Source organism: Nitrospirillum goiasense, assembly GCF_034427435.1.
Classification (GTDB): domain Bacteria; phylum Pseudomonadota; class Alphaproteobacteria; order Azospirillales; family Azospirillaceae; genus Nitrospirillum.
Map to the genome: position 1 here is coordinate 2,552,629 of NZ_JAXQNP010000002.1, position 17,823 is coordinate 2,570,451.

Below are 17,823 nucleotides of genomic sequence, written 5' to 3' on the forward strand. Positions count from 1 at the left end.
CAGGAGGCGTTTGGGCAGGGGTGCGGCAGCCGCCCTGATGATGGTGGCCGCTTGGACGACATCCGCGCTGGCGGCGGATGCCAATGACTGGCGGCGGGCGGCGGAAACCGACCTGAACGCCATGCATGACATCCTGGTGGCCAACCATCCGGCCATGGTGGTGGCGAAGGACAGCGCCCCGTTCCGCGCCTGGCTGGAAACCGGGCGGGTGGAAGCCAAGAAGCTGCTGCCCGCAGTGCGGGATGAACTGACCTATTTCGACCTGCTGCGCTTCTACGCCGGCGGCTTCCGCGACAGCCACATCGGCGCTTATTGGCTGAAGGACCCCGGGCGTCTAAAGCGTCCCTACATCTGGCCCGGCTTCAATCTGGCATGGGCCGGCGGCGGCTACACCGTCACCGACCATCCGCCCGATCCTGCCCTGCCCCCGGCCGGCGCCCAGTTGGTGGCCTGCGATGGCGTGCCCGCCACCGCCCTGGCCCATGACCGGCAAGAGCGCAACGGGCAGGACCTGACCCTGGACTCCCAGCGCCGTCGCCACGCCTTCTGGCTGCTATGGTCCAGTGAGGGCAGCCTGTTCCTGCCGCCGTTGAAAGCCTGCACCTTCACACCGTCCGGTGGCGGCCCAGCCCGCCCCTACGCCCTGACTTACCGTCCGACGAAGGCGGATAGCAGGCCCGCGCCGCCCGCCCGCGCGCAGTTTGGCCTCAGCCGCTGGGGCCAGGACGGCTGGTGGATCGGCGCGCCGGACATGACCAGCGATCAGGCATGGAAACGCACCCTGACGGCGGTGAAGACCCATCTCCAAGCCATCCGACGGGCGCGGACGGTCGTGGTCGACGTGCGCGGCAACACGGGCGGAAGCGGAGACTTCGCGTACGCTCTCGCCGATCTGCTGTGGGGCGCGGATATGGTAAATGCCGATAAACCCGACCTGGGGCCCGTGGTCTATCGCGCGTCGCGCCTCAATCGTGACCAGCTCGCCGCCTACCTGCCCCAGATGAAGGAGATCAACGTCCAGACCGGCAGCGCCGCCATAATACGGCGCCGGCTGGCACGCTATGACGACGCCATCGCCGCCGGCCAGGGCACCTTCACCGAAGAGGCCCCCGGCCGGAACCAGCCCCTGCGTCCGCCGCCCAATCCCTTGCGGGGTCAAGTCATCGTGCTGACCGACGGCGCCTGCGTTTCCGCCTGCCTGGATCTGGTGGATTTGTTCCTGGCCCTGCCCAACGTGCGCCAGGCGGGCACCGAGACCGATGCCGACACTATCTTCATGGAATTGACCCAGGCGCCCCTGCCCTCCGGCCACGCCGGGATATCGTTTGGCCACAAGGCCTGGGTGGAGCGGCCGCGCGGCTCCAACGTCAGCTACCACCCCACCCCGGCCCTGACCTGGACGGGCGACCCGGCCGACGACGCCGGGGAGCGCGCCTGGCTGGCCAAGGCGGTGGGCGCCACGCCCTAGAGACGCGAAAAATCGAAGCGCGGGCGGAAGCCCAGCACGGCGGCGGCGCGGCCGGCGTCGTACACCCGGTCCAGCCGCGTCGGCAACGGCCATCCCCGCCGCTCGAACAGGGCCGCCACCCGGGGCAGGCGGGCGCGGATGAGGCCCGCCGCATCCGTGGCCAGCGCCCCCGCCTCCTCCCGCCGAAAGGGGGTTAGGGCGGAGATGAGGAAGGTGCCGGACACGTCGGCCGCCGCCGCGTGGACATGGGCCGCTGCCGCGTCGGCCATGCTGAGGCCCCGGTGCAGGCGGTGGGCGGCGCGCGTCGGCGCCGGCTCACGGAAGCAGCGGGCGATGCGCAGGATGGCCACGCCCTGGGTGAAGCCGGATGCGGCGGCGACACACATCCCCTCCGCCGCCTGTTTGGTCTGGTCATAGATGTCGCGCGGCCGGACGGGCGTATCCTCATCCACCCAGACCAGGCCACCCGGTGGCGGCACCAGGCTGTGACCGTAGAGGGAGGTGGTGGAGGTGTGGACGATGCGGCCCACCCCGGCCTCGGCCGCCAGGCGCAGCAGCGTCCCCGTCGCCTGCACATTCACGCGGTGAAAATCGGCCTCCGGCACCCGGCCCACCTGGGGCGCGTGCAAGGCCGCCACATGGATGACGGCGTCCTGTCCCTCAAGGGCCCGTGCCAGCGCGTCGGCATCCGCCACGTCGGCCAGGATGGCGGTGGTGGCGCCCGCCCGGATGTCCAGCCCCGTCGCCGCCCAGCCGCGCGCCCGAGCCTGGCGGACGATGGCGGCGCCCAGCGGGCCCGATGAACCGGTGACCAGCATGCGCATGCGGTCTTTCCCCAAGGACAGGGGCCCCAAAAAGAAACGGGGGACAGGTTTCCCCGCCCCCCGCTTTTACCACTGATCGGCCCTTAAGGCTCAGCGCCGCCAGGCGATGACCGTCTGCTCCTGCGTGCCCAGCAGATCGGAGCCCAGGCGCATGACGTCACCGGCCTTCAGGTACACCGGTTCCGGCTTCATGCCCATGCCCACGCCCGGCGGGGTGCCGGTGGTGATCAGGTCGCCCGGCTGCAGGGTGATGAAGCGGCTGATGTAGCTGACCAGCGTCGCCACGCCGAAGATCATGGTGCTGGTGTTGCCGGTCTGGCGGCGGGTGCCGTTCACATCCAGCCACAGGTCGATGTTCTGCGGGTCGGCGATCTCATCGGCCGTGACCAGCCAGGGACCGACGGGGCCGAAGGTGTCACAGCCCTTGCCCTTGTCCCAGGTGCCGCCGCGCTCGATCTGGTACTCACGCTCCGACACGTCGTTGATCAGGACGTAGCCGGCGACGTGGCTGAGCGCGTCGGCCTCATCGACATAGCGGGCGGTCGTGCCGATGACGATGCCCAGCTCCACTTCCCAGTCGCTCTTCACGCTGTCCTTGGGCAGCATGACGTCGTCATTGGGGCCGTTCAGGCAGCTGATGGCCTTGGTGAACAGCACCGGCTCCTTGGGCAGGGGCAGGTTGGATTCGGCGGCATGGTCGGCATAGTTCAGGCCCACGGCCAGGAACTTGGAAATGCCGGTGTAGGGCACGCCCAGGCGCGGGCTGCCGGACACGACGGGCAGGCTGGCGGGGTCCAGCGCCGCCAGGGTGGCGAGGCCCTGGGCCGACAGCTGGTCGGGGCCGATGTCGGCCACATGGCCCGACAGGTCGCGGATCTGGCCGGCGGCGTCCAGCAGGCCGGGTTTCTCCTGGCCCACCGGGCCGTAACGCAGCAGCTTCATGGGAAGTCCTACCCTGATTGATAAGGCGCATTGTTAGCGGTCGCAGTTTTCTTCCAAGCGGATACCGCTGGCAATGCCGAACCTTTCATGGCGCCCGTGGTGGCGGCGGGACTTGACGCCGCACCCGGCTGCCCAGGGGCGCAACCGCCGCCTTACCGGCCATCGCGGATGTAGGCGGCCAGCCCCTCCGCCAAATGGTCATACAGCAGGCGCACCCGGCGGCTGGACCTCAGGTCCGGGTGCATGACCAGCCAAGTATCGAGGTCGAAGCCCAGGGTCCCGGGCAGCAAATGCACCAAGTCAGGATCCCGCCGGCCCAGGCCCACGTGGCAAATGCCGATGCCGAAACCGGCGCGGATGGCGGCCAACTGCGCCACGTCGCTGTCGGCGCGGAAGGCGAAATGCTCACGCCCGAAATACCGCCCCCGGGCGCGTAGGCTGCGGATGACAGCCGTTTCGGTATCGAAACCGATCAGGCTGTGACTAGCCAGGTCATCCCAGCGGGTCGGGATGCCGTGCGTTTCCAGGTAGCGGCGATGGGCGTGAAGGCCCAGCGCGATGACGCCCAGGTGCCGGGCCACCAGGACCCCTTGCGTGGGCCGCACCATACGGACGGCGATGTCGGCGTCGCGCCGCAGCAGGTCCGCCGTCTCGTTGGACAGGGACAGCTCAATCGCCACCTTGGGATGGTCGCGGCGGAAGGCCGCCAGCAGGGGGGCAGCACCTCCACCCCCACCACCTCACTGGCAGTCACGCGCACGCTGCCCGTCACCGCGTCCGCCGGGCCCGACGCCGCGCGCTGCAGGGCTGCGGCCGCGGCGGCCATCACCTCGGCATGGCCGCGCAGTTCCAGCGCGGTTTCCGTGGGTGCCAAGCCTTGAGGGGAACGCGTGAACAGCGCCGTGCCCAACGCCCGCTCCAGTTCCTCCACATGTCGGCCGACGGTGGGCTGGGTCAGCCCCAGCGCCCGTCCAGCCGCGGACAGGCTGCCCTCCCGCAGCACCGCGAGGAAGGAGCGGTAGAGTTCCCAGCCGGGTTCTTGCCTAGTCATAAATATATGTATAGACGCCCCACTATATTGCGCAATTACGTTTAGCCGATCAGGTCCCTACCCTCCACTCATCGCACTGACGCGCATGAGGGATGAGATGACGACGACGAACGGCAAGACGGCGCTGGTGATCGGGGCCAAGGGCGGGTTCGGGGGGGCCGTGGCCGCCAGCCTGTTGGCCCAAGGCTGGACGGTGAGGGCGCTGGCCAGGGGCCACGCCACGCGGCAGGACCTGGCCGGCGCCCACTGGATCCAGGGTGATGCCCTGAACGCAGCCGACGTGGCCCAGGCCGCCCTGGGCGCGGATGTCATCGTCCACGCTGTGAACCCGCCGGGCTACAAGGATTGGGGCAAGCTGGTGCTGCCCATGATGGACAACACCATCGCCGCCGCCACGGCGGTGGGCGCCCGCATCGTCCTGCCCGGCACGGTTTACAATTACGGCCCCGACGCCCTGCCGGACCTCACGGAGGGATCGCCACAGAACCCCACCACGGTGAAGGGCGGCATCCGGGTGGCCATGGAGCAGCGGTTACGCCAGGCCAGCCAGAGGGGCGCCCGCGTCCTGATCCTGCGCTGTGGCGACTTCTTCGGGCCGCATGCCGGCAACAACTGGTTCGGCCAGGGCCTGGTGAAGCCGGGCCGGCCGGTGGCGTCCATCCCCTACCCCGGTCCGCACGCCGTCGGCCACGCCTGGGCCTATCTGCCCGATGCGGCGGAGGCAGTGAGCCAACTTCTGGCGCGGGAAAGCGAGCTGGCGCCTTTCGAGACCTTCCATTTCGGTGGCCATTGGCTGGAGCCGGGGGTGGAGATGGCCCACGCCATCCAGCGGGTGGTGGTGGCGCGGGGCGGCAAGCGGCCCGCCATCACCGCCTTCCCCTGGTGGCTGGTGACCCTGGCCTCCCCCGTCGTCACCGTGTTCCGCGAACTGCGCGAGATGCGGTATCTGTGGCAGCGCCCCGTGCGGCTGGAGAATGCCAAGCTGACCGCCTTCCTGGGGGCCGAGCCGCACACGCCGCTGGACGCGGCGGTGGCCGCCACGCTGGCCGACCTGGGATGCCTGCCGGCCTGACATCGCATCTGGCGCGGGATCGGGACTGGACAAACGCACCTGCATCCAACATCAAATTTTTATTGGATACGAAATCCTTGAGATGGAGCAGGGAATGAAAAAGATGGCAGGGGTGAACCGGCTGGCGGCGGGCGCGCTGACGGCGGTGCTGATGACCAGCGTGGCGGCCAACGGCTGGGCCGAGGACAAGAAGGACAAGGGCGGGGAGGACGGGCCCAAGGCGGGTAAGATCGCGGAGCAGATCGAGGCCGCCACCGCCCGCGCCCCCATCGCCGAGACGGCCAAGAGCAGCGCCCACACCGTCACCATCCACGGCAAGAGCATCCGTTATCAGGCGACCGCGGGCACCCTGACCATCCGCGACAATGACGGCAAGCCCACGGCCAGCGTCTTCTATGTCGCCTACACCGCCGACGGCGCGCCGGCGACCAAGCGGCCGGTGACCTTCCTCTACAATGGTGGTCCCGGCTCCGCCAGCCTGTGGCTGCACATGGGGCTGGGGCCCGTGCGGGTGCGCACCAACGCCCCGGACAACACCCCGCCGGCGCCTTATGTCTATGCCGCCAACGAGGAAAGCATCCTCGACAAGACGGACCTGGTGTTCATCGACGCGGTGGAAACCGGGTATTCCCGCGTGCTGGGCGACGCCAAGGGCAAGGACTTCTGGGGCGTGGACCAGGACGTGGACGCCTTCGCCCGCGCCATCAACCGCTATGTCACCATCAACAACCGCTGGAACTCGCCCAAATTCTTGTTCGGCGAATCCTACGGCACCACCCGGTCCGCCTCCCTGGCCAACCGGCTGCAGCAGGACGGCATGGATTTGAACGGCGTCGTCCTGCTGTCGTCCATCCTCAATTACGGCATCCGCCAGCCGGGATTCGACAACATCTACGTCTCTTATCTGCCCAGCTACGCCGCCACCGCCTGGTACCACAACCGCATCCCCAACAAGCCCGCCGACCTGCCGGCCTTCCTGCAAAAGGTACGGGAGTATGCGCGCGGCCCCTACACCGTGGCGCTGGCCAAGGGCCAGGACATCACGCCGGAGGAGGAGGACGCGGTGGCCAAGCAGCTGGCGGCCTATACCGGCCTGTCGGTCGATTATCTGAAGCACGCCAAGCTGCGCGTCAGCCTGCAGCGCTTCCGCAAGGAACTGCTGCGCGACAAGGAACAGACGGTGGGCCGGTTCGACAGCCGCTTCCTGGGCGTGGATAGTGACGCGGCCGGCGAAGGGCCGGAGTACGACGCCTCCTCCAGCGCGGTGACCAGCGCCTTCATCTCCAGCCAGCGCGCCTACATCAACGGCGACCTGGGCTACAAGACCGACCTGGATTACCGCCGCAGCGCGGAGGGGGCCATCGGCCAGTGGGACTGGCACCACAAGATCGGCGGCCGCCGCATGGAAACGCCAGACGTGGCCCTGGACCTGGCGGAGGCCATGCGCCAGAATCCGCACCTGCAACTGCTGTCGCTCAACGGCTGGTACGACATGGCCACGCCGTTCTTCGGCACGGAGTATGACATCGGCCACATGCAGCTGGAGCCCGCCCAGCGCAAAAACGTGACCTTCAAGTATTACCCCTCGGGCCACATGGTCTATCTGAACCCCGAGGCGCTGAAGCAGATGATCGCCGACCTCGACGCCTTCTACGACAAGGCGGCCCCCGCATCCCCGTAAGAGGCCGCGCCTTAAGCGGACAAACCAAACTGGGGCCGGCACTGCATCGGGTTGATGCGGCCGGCTCCAGCCCCTGCGACAAAAAGGCGGGACGCTGAAAAACCGGGGCAGACACGCGACGTGTTATAATATTACATTCCCTGCTATCGAGCCCTAGCATGTCGGGTTTTCAACAGGGAGTAGGGAATGCGTAAAACGGTCGTGGCCGCACTGACGGCAGCGCTGTTGACCTCCGTCGCCGTGGCCGGATGGGCGAGCGGCGCCGAGGACAAGAAGGACAAGGGCGGGGACGACGCGCCCAAGAACGAAAAGGTGGCGGAACAGATCGAGGCGGCCACCGCCCGCGCGCCGGTGACGGAATCCTCGAAGACCACGTCCCACACCGTCACCATCAAGGGCAAGAGCATCCGCTATCAGGCGACCGCCGGCACCCTGACCATCCGCGACAACGACGGCAAGCCCACCGCCAGCGTCTTCTATGTCGCCTACACGGCCGAGGGCGCGTCGCCGGCCAAGCGGCCGGTCACCTTCCTGTACAACGGCGGCCCGGGATCGGCCAGCCTGTGGCTGCACATGGGGTCGTTCGGGCCCATCCGCGTGCGTACGGCCAGCCCGGACAACAACGCCCCGGCGCCCTATAACTTCAGCGCCAACGACGACAGCCTGCTGGACAAGACCGACCTGGTGTTCATCGACGCCATCGGCACCGGCTATTCCCGCCCCCTGGGCGAGGCCAAGGGCAAGGACTTCTGGGGCGTGGACCAGGACGTGGACGGCTTCGCCCGGGCCATCGGCCGCTATGTCACGCTCAACAACCGCTGGAACTCGCCCAAATTCCTGTTCGGCGAGTCCTACGGCACCACCCGGTCCGCCGCCCTGTCCAACCGGCTGCAGCAGGACGGCATGGATCTGAACGGCGTCATCCTGCTGTCCTCCATCCTGAACTACGGCATCGGGCAGCCGGGCTATGACGAGGGCTACATCGCCTTCCTGCCCAGCTATGCCGCCACCGCCTGGTATCACAACCGCATCCCCAACAAGCCCGCCGACCTGGCGGCCTTCGTGCAACAGGTGCGCGTCTTCGCGCGCGGTCCCTACGCCGCCGCCCTGGCCAAGGGCCAGACCATCACGCCCGAGGAGGAGGACGCGGTGGCCAAGCAGATGTCCGCCCTGACCGGCCTGTCGGTCGATTACCTGAAGCGGGCCAAGCTGCGCGTCGACCTGTTCCGCTTCCAGAAGGAGCTGCTGCGCGACAAGCGGCAGACGGTGGGCCGCTTCGACAGCCGTTTCCTGGGCGTGGACACGGACGCCGCCGGCGAGGGGCCGGAATACGACCCCTCCGACAGCGCCATCAACAGCGCCTTCATCTCCAGCCTGCGCGCCTACCTGGGCGGCGAGTTGGGCTACAAGACGGATCTGGAGTACCGCGTGGGGTCCGACGAGGCCAATGAGCAGTGGGACTGGCACCACAAGGTGCCCAGCGTGGGCCGAATGGAGGTGCCGGACGTGGCCCTCGATCTCAGCCTGGCCATGCGCCAGAACCCGCACCTGCAGGTGCTGTCGCTGAACGGCTATTACGACATGGCGACGCCGTTCTTCGCCACGGAGTACGACATCAACCACATGGCCCTGGAACCGGCGCAGCGGAAGAACCTGACGTTCAAGTACTACCCGTCCGGGCACATGATCTACCTGAACCCCGACGCGCTGAAGCAACTGGTCGTCGACCTGGACGCCTTCTACGACAAGACGGCCCCGGGCGGCGCGTAAGGCATGAACGGCCGGCCCCGCCTGCCGCTGGGCGGGGCCGCCCCCATCCTGACGCCCTGATCCGATCACTGGACACCGCTCAAAGCCGGGCGGCCAAAAACGACTTGCGAGGATAACGATGCGCTCTTCCGTACTGGCGTTGGCCCTGCTGCTGGGCACCACCTCCCTCACCATGGCCGCCCCGCCCGCCCCGGCCACCAGCCCGGCCGCCCCGCTGATCGAACGCGCCAAGTTCTTCGGCAACCCCAGCCGCACCCAGGCCAAGCTGAGCCCCGACGGCAAGTGGCTGTCCTGGATCGCGCCGCGCGACGGCGTGCTGAACATCTGGGTGGCGCCCGCCAGCGACCCCACCAAGGCGAAGGCCCTGACGGCGGAAAAGGTCCGCCCCATCCGCCAGTATTTCTGGGCGCCCGACGGCAAGATGATCCTGTTCGTCAACGACAAGGGCGGGGATGAGAACTTCGTCCTCTACGGCGTCACGGTCGCCACGGGCGAACAGCGCACCCTGACGCCGCAGGAAAAGACGCGCGTCGACATCGTCGGCACCAGCCACCGCATCAAGGACCGCATCCTGGTCGGCCTGAACAACCGCGACCCCAAGTGGTTCGACATCTACAGCCTGGACCTGGCCAAGGGCGCCTTGACCCTGGTGTTCAAGAACGATGGCTATGCCGGCGTCACGGCGGACGAGGACCTCAAGATCCGGCTGGCGGGGAAATCCCGCCCCGATGGCGGCACCGACTTCTTCCGCGTGGTCGACAATAAGGTTGAAGCCCAGCCGCTGGGCGCGGTCGGGCTGGAGGACAGCCTGACCACCAATGCCCTGGGCTATACCGAGGACGGCAAGACCCTGTACTGGATCGATAGCCGCGGCCGCGACACCGCCGCGCTGATCGCCCAGGACGCCGCCACCGGCGCCACCCAGGTGGTGGGCCAGAACGCCAAGGCCGATGTGGGCGAGATCCTGGCCGATCCCAAGACCGGCGTGGTCCAGGCCTATGCCGTCGACTACCTGCGCACGGAATGGACGGCGCTGGATTCCAAGATCGGCGCCGAGCTGGACTTCCTGAAGTCCCAGCTGAAGGGCGACATCCACGTCACCAGCCGCACCGACGACGACAGCGCCTGGATCGTGGTGGTGGACCCGGTCACGGCGCCGGCGGCGACATACCGCTTCGACCGCAAGGCCCACACCCTGACCAAGCTGTTTGTCAACCGGCCGGAGCTGGAGGGCGCCGACCTCGCCGCCATGCATCCGGTAGAGATCAAGGCGCGCGACGGCTTGACCTTGGTCTCCTACCTCACCCTGCCGGCCGGGGCCGACGGCAAGGGCGACGGCCATCCCGACCAGCCCCTGCCCCTGGTGCTGTTCGTCCATGGCGGCCCCTGGGCGCGCGACGGCTACGGCTACAACGGCTATCATCAGTGGCTGGCCAATCGCGGCTATGCCGTGCTGTCGGTCAACTATCGCGGCTCCACCGGCTTCGGGAAGAACTTCATCACCGCCGGCAACCTGCAATGGGGCCGCAAGATGCACGACGACCTGATCGACGCCGTCGACTGGGCCGTCGGCCAGGGCATCACCACCAAGGACAAGGTGGCCATCATGGGCGGGTCCTATGGTGGCTATGCCACCCTCGCGGGCTTGACCTTCACCCCCGACGCCTTCGCCTGCGGCGTGGACATCGTCGGGCCCAGCAACCTGGCCACCCTGCTGAAGACCATCCCGCCCTATTGGGAGGCCGGCAAGCAGCAGTTCTACAAGCGCATGGGCGACCCCACGACGGAGGACGGCCGCCAGCTGCTGCACGACGCCTCCCCCCTGTTCAAGGCGGCGGCCATCAAGAAGCCGCTGCTGATCGGCCAGGGCGCCAACGACCCCCGCGTCAACCAGGCGGAATCGGACCAGATCGTGAAGGCGATGAAGGAGAAGAACATCCCCGTCACCTACATCCTGTTCCCTGACGAGGGCCACGGCTTCGCCCGGCCGGAGAACAGCATCGCCTTCAACGCCGCCGCCGAACAGTTCCTGGGCGCCTGCCTGGGCGGCCGCGCCGAACCCTTCGGCACGGCGCTGAAGGGCTCCAGCATCACCGTGCCGGACGGCGCGCAGTTCACGCCGGGCCTGGCGGCGGCACTGGCGGCGAAGTAACGGCGCCAGCGGGATGACGGGATGGGCACCGATAGGGCGCCCATCCCTCCCATCACAAGAATGCAATTGCGATCCGTTATCACTCTCACTATGAAGGAGCCCGTCACCGCCTTACCGAATGGAACCCCCAATGAAAACGCGCGCCGCCGTGTCGCTTCTGGCCCTGCTAACGGCCCTGCACTATTCCCAGCGGGCCCAGGCCGCCGATGCCGTCGGCGCCCCTGCGGAAACAGTGGATGCGATGGGAACCACCTCTGGGGGAACCGCCCCTGGGGGGACCGACGCCGGCCAGGAAAAGGCGCTGGACGACATCATCGTGAGCGGCACGCAGGCCCCCTCCTTCAAGGCGGAGGTGGTGCAGGTCGGCGCCTTCCGGAACCAGTCGCTGCTGGATACACCGCTGACGGTGTCCATCCTGCCGCGCGCCCTGCTGGACGCGCAGGGGGCGCAGGGGCTGGACGACGCGCTGCGCAACACGCCGGGCGTCACCCAGCAATCCACCAGCCCGCTGACCAGCAACAACTTCGTGTCGCGCGGCGTGCTGATGAACGCGCGCACCAACTATCGCCTGAACGGCTCCCTGCCCATCATCAACCTGGGCCCCATCCCCATTGAGAACAAGCAGCGGGTCGAACTGCTGAAGGGCGTGTCCGCCCTCTACTACGGCATCAGCACGCCCTCGGGCATCGTCAACGTGGTGACCAAGCGGGCGGGCCCCGACCCCGTCACCAGCTTCACCATGAACGGCGACGGCAACGGCAGCTTCGGCAGCGGCTTCGATATCGGGCGGGAGTTCGGCGACCACAACGAATACGGCGCCCGCGTCAACGGTTACGCCTCGCGCATCGGCACGCCAGTGAACGACGTGGACGGCCGGCGCTGGCTGATGAGCGGCGCCTTCGACTGGCGCGCCACCGAACGGCTGACCTTCAAGCTGGACACCGAATACTATCGCCGCGAGATGGATGAGCCGGGCGGCGTCACCCTGCCCAGCGCCGTGGGCGCCAAGAACGGCAATGGTGGCACCATCACCCTCCCCGCCGTGCCCGACCCCACGCTGCGCCTGGCGCCGCTGAACGCCCCGTACAACACCTGGGCCACCAACGTGGTGGGCCGCGCCGATTACGCCATCACCGACGACTGGTCGGCGCGTGCGGAATTTGGCGTCGCCTCCACCCGGCGGCAGCGCACCATCGCCAACCTGGGCTCCGTCAACCTTGCCACCGGCGCCGGCACCATCACCGGCACCTACACGCCCGACCAGGAATACCGCAACCAGAACCTGCGGCTGGAGGTGTCGGGCAAGCTTGACACCGGCCCCGTCAGCCATGAACTGCTGGTGGGTTTCAGCCGCAACCGCCAGACCCAGGAGGACCAGCACCAGCAGTCCTACGTCGGGGTGAAGCAGAACCTGTACGACCCGCTGACCATTCCCTATGACAGCCTGAAGTTCACCACCACCAAGTTGAACGCCGGCAGCGTGAACATCGACACCGGCGGCTATGTCATGGACATGGCGCACCTCGGCGAGAACTGGCTGCTGATCGCCGGGGCCCGCTATGTCGATTACGACACCGCCTCCGCCGCCCGGAACTACGCCGTGCAGACGGTCACCCCGACCGCCGGCCTGGTTTACAAGCTGACGCCGAAGTCCAGCCTGTACGCCACCTATATCGAGGGGCTGGAGAGCGCCGGCACCGCACCCGACGGCACCACCAACGCCGGCAGCATCCTGGACCCGGTGGTGAGCAAGCAGGTGGAAGTGGGCGGCCGCATGGAAGTGGGCGGGGCGATGATGTCGCTAGCCTGGTTCCATATCGAGCGGGGCCTGGCCTACACCGACGTCCACAACACCTATGTCGTCAACGGCACCGCCGTGCATCAGGGCGTGGAAGCCTCCATCCAGGGGGAGGTTTTGCCCGACGTGTCGCTGCTGGTCAGCGGCCAGTATCTGAACGCCCTGCAGGAGAACACGGGCAACGTGTTCCAGGACGGCCGGCGGGTGGAGAACACGCCACGCTGGTCCGGCTCCGTCTTCGCGGAGTACCACCCAGACTTCCTGGGCGGGGTGGCCCTGAACGCCGGCGTCTACTACACCGGCGACCGCGCGGCGGAGGCGCAGAACCGCGCCTATCTGCCCGCCTACACCACGCTCAGCCTGGGCGCCAGCTACAAGACTGAGGTACGGGGAAGCGGGCTGACCCTGCGCGTCAACGCCGACAACGTGACCAACGAACGCTATTGGGCCACCGGCGGCACCACGCTCTATGCCGGCATGCCGGCGACGGTGCGCTTCTCCGCCTCGCTGGATCTGTAAGTTCCCTGGGGCGCCGGGCGGCGACAACGCCGCCCCGGCTTCCAGCCCGGCGTCCGGCACGGTCGAAACGGTCAAAGATTGTCGCCACCGCCCTGGCATCGACCCTTTGATACCCAAGCATGCCTTGCCTGGAAATTTCGTGAGCATGTCCGCTTGACACGCCGGCCGGATGCCGCTTTTATCCTGGGCATCATGACCGTGACCACGAACACCCTGCTGCTCCTTATGAACCCGGCCTCCTGAGAGGACCGGGCATCTCGTCATAAGTTTGCGCAAGGTTCGTGAGTTTCCCCCATGTCATGTCCTATAGCCCCCGGGGCCGCCCCCAAGGGCTCTTCTGCCAAAGCCAGCACCGCCGCCGCCAGCGCCCAGCCGCTGGCCCTTGCCGCGCGCCTGCGCCTTACTGGCGGTCGCCGGGCCTGACGGCCATCCGGCGGCTGTAGATCTGGCCGTATTCATCTCCCCCGACTGAATACCTTAAAGCAGAGACGCCCTGACCATGTTGCGCGATCCGTCCACCAAGTACCGCCCCTTCGCCCATGCCGACCTGCCCGACCGCACCTGGCCGTCGCGCGCCATCACCCGCGCGCCCCGCTGGCTGTCCACCGACCTGCGGGACGGCAACCAGGCCCTGATCGACCCCATGGACGCGGAGAAGAAGCAGCGCTTCTTCGACATGCTGGTGAAGATCGGCTTCAAGGAGATCGAGGTCGGCTTCCCCTCCGCCTCGCAAACCGAGTTTGATTTCGTCCGCAGCCTGGTGGAGGGCGGCAAGGTCCCCGGCGACGTCACCATCCAGGTGCTGACCCAGGCGCGGCGCGACCTGATCGAGCGCACGTTCGAGAGCCTGCGCGGCGCCCCCCGCGCCATCGTCCACATGTACAACGCCATCTCCCCCGCCTGGCGCCGCATCGTCTTCGGCATGGACCGGGCCGGCATCAAGGACATCGCCGTCAAGGGCGTGACCATCATGCGCGAGCAGGCGGAGAAATATCCCGAGACCGATTGGATCTTCGAATACTCGCCCGAGACCTTCAGCACGGCGGAACCCGACTTCGCCCTGGAGGTGTGCGAGGCCGTGCTGGACGTGCTGCAGCCCACACCGGACAAGCCCGTCATCCTGAACCTGCCGGCCACGGTGGAGGCCGCCGGCCCCCACATCTACGCCGACCAGATCGAGCGCTTCTGCCGCCAGATCAGCCGCCGCGACAGCGTGGTCATCAGCGTCCACCCCCACAACGACCGGGGCACCGGCGTGGCGGCGGCGGAACTGGCGGTGCAGGCCGGCGCCGACCGTGTCGAGGGCTGCCTGTTCGGCAATGGGGAACGCACCGGCAATGTCGATCTGGTGACCCTGGGCCTGAACCTGTACACCCAGGGCGTGGATCCGGGCCTGGACTTCTCCGACATCCAGTCGGTCGTGCAGACGGTCCAGTACTGCAACCAGATCCCGGTGCACCCCCGCCACCCCTATGCCGGCGAACTGGTGTTCACCGCCTTCTCCGGATCGCACCAGGACGCCATCAAGAAGGGCTTCGCCGCACAGGCCGGCCGCAACGACCAGATCTGGGACGTGCCCTACCTGCCCATCGACCCCACCGACCTGGGCTGTGGCTATGAGGCGGTCATCCGCGTCAACAGCCAGTCGGGCAAGGGCGGCATCGCCTGGGTCCTGGAACAGGACAAGGGCCTGAAGCTGCCCCGCCCCCTGCAGATCGACTTCAGCCGCGTGGTCCAGGGCTATGCCGATGAGACCAGCCGGGAGATGACCGCCAGCGACATCTGGACCATCTTCCAGGACACCTACTGCCTGACCGGGCTGCAGCGCTTCGAGCTGATCGACTACCAGGAGACCGGCGCCGCCGGCAGCCGGGAGCGCATGTTCGTCGGCCGCATCAGCGTGGGCCGGGAGGAACGCAGCGTCAGCGGCCGGGGCAACGGCCTGCTGTCCAGCGTGCTGGCCGCGCTGAAGACCGATTGCGGCGTGGAGCTGGACATCGTCGATTACCAGGAACACGCCATCGGCCACGGCGGCGACGCCCGCGCCGCGGCCTATGTCGAGTGCCGCACCGGCGACGGCCGCAAGGTCTTCGGCGTGGGCATCGACACCGACGTCGCCACCGCCTCCGTCCGCGCCGTGCTCAGCGCCGCCAACGGCGTCGGCTGAGCCAAATGGAAGGACGGGTGGCGCCCCAACGCCACCCGCCCGCTCCCCCGCCTCAAGCCATCGCGATCACGCGGCCGCCCGTTACGCAGCCCCCCGCGCCGCCTTGGCGGCGGTGAAGCGGTTGACCGGCACCTCCAGCCCCAGATTGTCGCGGAAGGTTGCGCCGTCATACTCCCGCCGCAGCAGGCCGCGTTCCTGCAGGTGGGGCACCACGGTGTCCACGAACACGTCCAGCTGCCGGGGCAGCGCCTCGAAGAAGACGAAGCCGTCGGCGGCCTTGGCCTCCAGCCAGTGCTGGAACTTGTCGGCGATCTGTTCCGGCGTGCCGACGAAGTTGCCGCGCGGCGTTGCGAAACGCTGGGCCACCTGGCGCAGGGTCAGGTTGTCCGCCTTGGCGGCCGCCACGATCTTCAGCACGGCGCTCTGGGTGCTGTTGTACGCATCAGCGCCGACCTCGGGGAACGGCGCGTCCAGGTCGTACTGGCTGAAGTCATGGTCGTTGAACGGCCGGCCCAGCATGGACAGGGCGTTTTCGATGGACACCAGGTTGGCCAGCTCCTGGTACTTGGCCTCCGCCTCCGCCTCGGTGGCGCCCACCACCGGCGCCACGCCGGGCAGGATGAAGACCTTGTCCGGGTCGCGGCCGAAACCGGCGGCCCGCGCCTTCACGTCGGCGTAGTAGGCCTGCGCCTCCGCCAGGTCATCCTGGCCGACGAAGATGGCGTCCGCATGCTTCGCGGCGAAGTTCTTGCCATCCTCCGACGCGCCGGCCTGGAAGATCACCGGCTGCCCCTGGGGCGACCGGGCGATGTTCAGCGGTCCCCGCACCTGGAAGAACTCCCCCTTATGGTCCAGGGTGTTGAGCTTCTTCGGATCGAAGAAGACGCCGCTTTCCTTGTCATGGACCAGGGCGTCATCCTCCCAGCTGTCCCAGAGGCCCTGGACCACGTCCAGATACTCCGCCGCCAGGCGATAGCGCTGGTCATGGGCCAGGTGCTGCGCCTTGCTGTAGTTGGCGGCGCTGCCCTCCAACCAGCTGGTGACCACGTTCCACCCCGCCCGGCCGCCGCTGATGTGGTCCAGCGAGGCGAACTGGCGCGCCACGGTGTAGGGCTCGCTGTAGCTGACCGTCAGGGTCCCCACCAGGCCGATGTGGCTGGTGGCGCCGGCCAGCGCCGACAGGATGGTCAGCGGCTCGAAGCGGTTCAGGTAATGCGGGCTGGATTTCTCGGTGATGTAGACGCTGTCGGCCACGAACAGAAAATCGAACTTGCCCCGTTCCGCCACCTGGGCCTGGCGCTTGTAAAAGGCGACATCCGTGCTGGCGCTGGGCTGCGCATCGGGATGGCGCCAATCCCCCCAGGTACGGCCAACGCCGTGAAGGATGAAGCCCAGTTTCAACTGCTTGCCCGCACTCATGATCGCCTCCGGTGAAATCGAGGCGGTCAGCATCCGGGCGGGACCGGCGCCACACAAACGAGTCTTCTCAAAGAGGGTGTTGAGTGGCGCCGGGAATGGTTGGTCGTCAGAACCTCTCCACCCAGGGACGCAGCTCCACCTCCCAGAACTTGGATCACGCGTACCGCGGTTCGCCGTTCCGGTTGCGGGCGGCCCCGAACGGGATGCCCGGCCACGAGCATGTCGCATTTACGGGTAATTGCCCATATGATCGTTGACAGCGGCCCCGTGGGCGCGCCTGATACGCTGGCGCCCGTTTCCACCAGGACCGTCATGCCTGATACCGTCCCCCTCGCCACCGCCGCGTCCGAACCCACGCAGTGCAACTGCGCCGCTTTGCGCCAGGCCTCACGCCGACTGACCAAGTTCTACGACGCGGCCCTGGCGCCCACCGGCCTGGGCATCAACCAGTATTCCATCCTGTCCCGCCTCAACCGCCATGGCCCCAGAGGCATCCAGGATCTGGCGGCCCTGCTGGCCATGGACAGGTCCACCCTGGGGCACCTGCTACGCCCACTGGAGAAGCGCAATCTGGTGTGCCTGACCATCACACCAGCGGACAAGCGCCGCCGGGTCCTGGTGTTGACGGCGGAGGGGCGTGAACTGATCGCCCAGGCCCAGCCGCTGTGGGCGGCGGCGCAAGCACGGTTCGAGCAGGCATTTGGCAGCGACAACGCCCTGGCCCTGCGCGCCGTGCTGCGCCAGGTGGAAACAGCGGACCTGGCGGAGCCGGTGTAGTAAAGCCGCCGACCCCAATCAGATCTTTTAAATAAAATTCTATCTAATAACGGCGGGGCAGCGGCAGAACGCCGCAGCCCGCCTGCCTGCGACAGGATACGCGGTTAACGGCGGTAGCAATTGGATAGGTACACCCCATGTCATCTTCCTATAACGAAGTATCTCTTGTGGGAAATGGTTAGG

Annotated in this window: 12 protein-coding genes and 1 pseudogene; 8 read left to right on the forward strand and 5 right to left on the reverse strand. The window is 67.7% G+C overall.

The features are described 5' to 3' along the window. Positions 1 to 37: 37 nt before the first annotated feature. Positions 38 to 1,468, forward strand: a complete 1,431-nt coding sequence (locus tag ULB03_RS14225; protein WP_322483736.1) for a hypothetical protein — start codon at positions 38 to 40, stop codon at positions 1,466 to 1,468. Here ULB03_RS14225 and ULB03_RS14230 read toward each other — a convergent pair. The 4 genes and pseudogenes from ULB03_RS14230 to ULB03_RS14245 all read right to left on the reverse strand — a co-directional run. Continuing rightward, positions 1,465 to 2,292 carry an NAD-dependent epimerase/dehydratase family protein gene (locus ULB03_RS14230; protein ID WP_322483737.1) on the reverse strand — a complete coding sequence of 276 codons (828 nt, stop codon included), beginning with the start codon at positions 2,290 to 2,292 and terminating at the stop codon, positions 1,465 to 1,467. The genes ULB03_RS14225 and ULB03_RS14230 overlap by 4 nt on opposite strands. Positions 2,293 to 2,382: 90 nt before the next feature. Then, positions 2,383 to 3,234 carry a 2,4-didehydro-3-deoxy-L-rhamnonate hydrolase gene (locus ULB03_RS14235; protein ID WP_322483738.1) on the reverse strand — a complete coding sequence of 284 codons (852 nt, stop codon included), beginning with the start codon at positions 3,232 to 3,234 and terminating at the stop codon, positions 2,383 to 2,385. A gap of 152 nt (positions 3,235 to 3,386) precedes the next feature. Continuing rightward, entirely contained in the window at positions 3,387 to 3,914 is a 528-nt protein-coding gene (locus ULB03_RS14240; protein WP_322483739.1) for a LysR substrate-binding domain-containing protein, read from the reverse strand. A 233-nt stretch (positions 3,915 to 4,147) separates the two neighbouring features. Continuing rightward, positions 4,148 to 4,285, reverse strand: a pseudogene (locus ULB03_RS14245) (helix-turn-helix domain-containing protein); the annotation flags it as partial. Positions 4,286 to 4,382: 97 nt separating this feature from the next. On the opposite strand from ULB03_RS14245, the gene ULB03_RS14250 reads away from it, so the two are divergent. The 6 genes from ULB03_RS14250 to leuA all read left to right on the forward strand — a co-directional run bounded on the left by ULB03_RS14250 (position 4,383) and on the right by leuA (position 15,444). Then, positions 4,383 to 5,357 (forward strand): NAD-dependent epimerase/dehydratase family protein, encoded by a 975-nt coding sequence (locus tag ULB03_RS14250; protein WP_322483740.1) that lies wholly within the window; start codon positions 4,383 to 4,385, stop codon positions 5,355 to 5,357. Between the two features lie 94 nt (positions 5,358 to 5,451). Then, positions 5,452 to 7,038 (forward strand): S10 family peptidase, encoded by a 1,587-nt coding sequence (locus tag ULB03_RS14255; RefSeq protein WP_322483741.1) that lies wholly within the window; start codon positions 5,452 to 5,454, stop codon positions 7,036 to 7,038. Between the two features lie 186 nt (positions 7,039 to 7,224). Continuing rightward, a complete protein-coding gene (locus ULB03_RS14260) occupies positions 7,225 to 8,808 on the forward strand; it encodes a S10 family peptidase (RefSeq protein WP_322483742.1) in 1,584 nt (527 codons plus the stop codon). 118 nt (positions 8,809 to 8,926) lie between these two features. Beyond that, positions 8,927 to 10,960, forward strand: a complete 2,034-nt coding sequence (locus ULB03_RS14265; protein WP_322483743.1) for a S9 family peptidase — start codon at positions 8,927 to 8,929, stop codon at positions 10,958 to 10,960. Positions 10,961 to 11,090: 130 nt separating this feature from the next. Continuing rightward, positions 11,091 to 13,277, forward strand: coding sequence for a TonB-dependent siderophore receptor (locus ULB03_RS14270; RefSeq protein ID WP_322483744.1), 2,187 nt, complete (start codon positions 11,091 to 11,093; stop codon positions 13,275 to 13,277). Positions 13,278 to 13,776: 499 nt separating this feature from the next. Beyond that, the gene (gene leuA, locus ULB03_RS14275) at positions 13,777 to 15,444 is read left to right on the forward strand and encodes a 2-isopropylmalate synthase (RefSeq protein ID WP_322483745.1); all 1,668 of its coding nucleotides are present in this window, start codon (positions 13,777 to 13,779) and stop codon (positions 15,442 to 15,444) included. A gap of 81 nt (positions 15,445 to 15,525) precedes the next feature. On the opposite strand, the gene ULB03_RS14280 is transcribed toward leuA, so the two are convergent. After that, the gene (locus ULB03_RS14280; protein WP_322483746.1) at positions 15,526 to 16,863 is read right to left on the reverse strand and encodes an LLM class flavin-dependent oxidoreductase; all 1,338 of its coding nucleotides are present in this window, start codon (positions 16,861 to 16,863) and stop codon (positions 15,526 to 15,528) included. Between the two features lie 312 nt (positions 16,864 to 17,175). Between ULB03_RS14280 and ULB03_RS14285 the strand changes: the two genes are divergently transcribed. After that, entirely contained in the window at positions 17,176 to 17,640 is a 465-nt protein-coding gene (locus tag ULB03_RS14285) for a MarR family winged helix-turn-helix transcriptional regulator (RefSeq protein ID WP_322483747.1), read from the forward strand. Positions 17,641 to 17,823 lie beyond the last annotated feature (183 nt).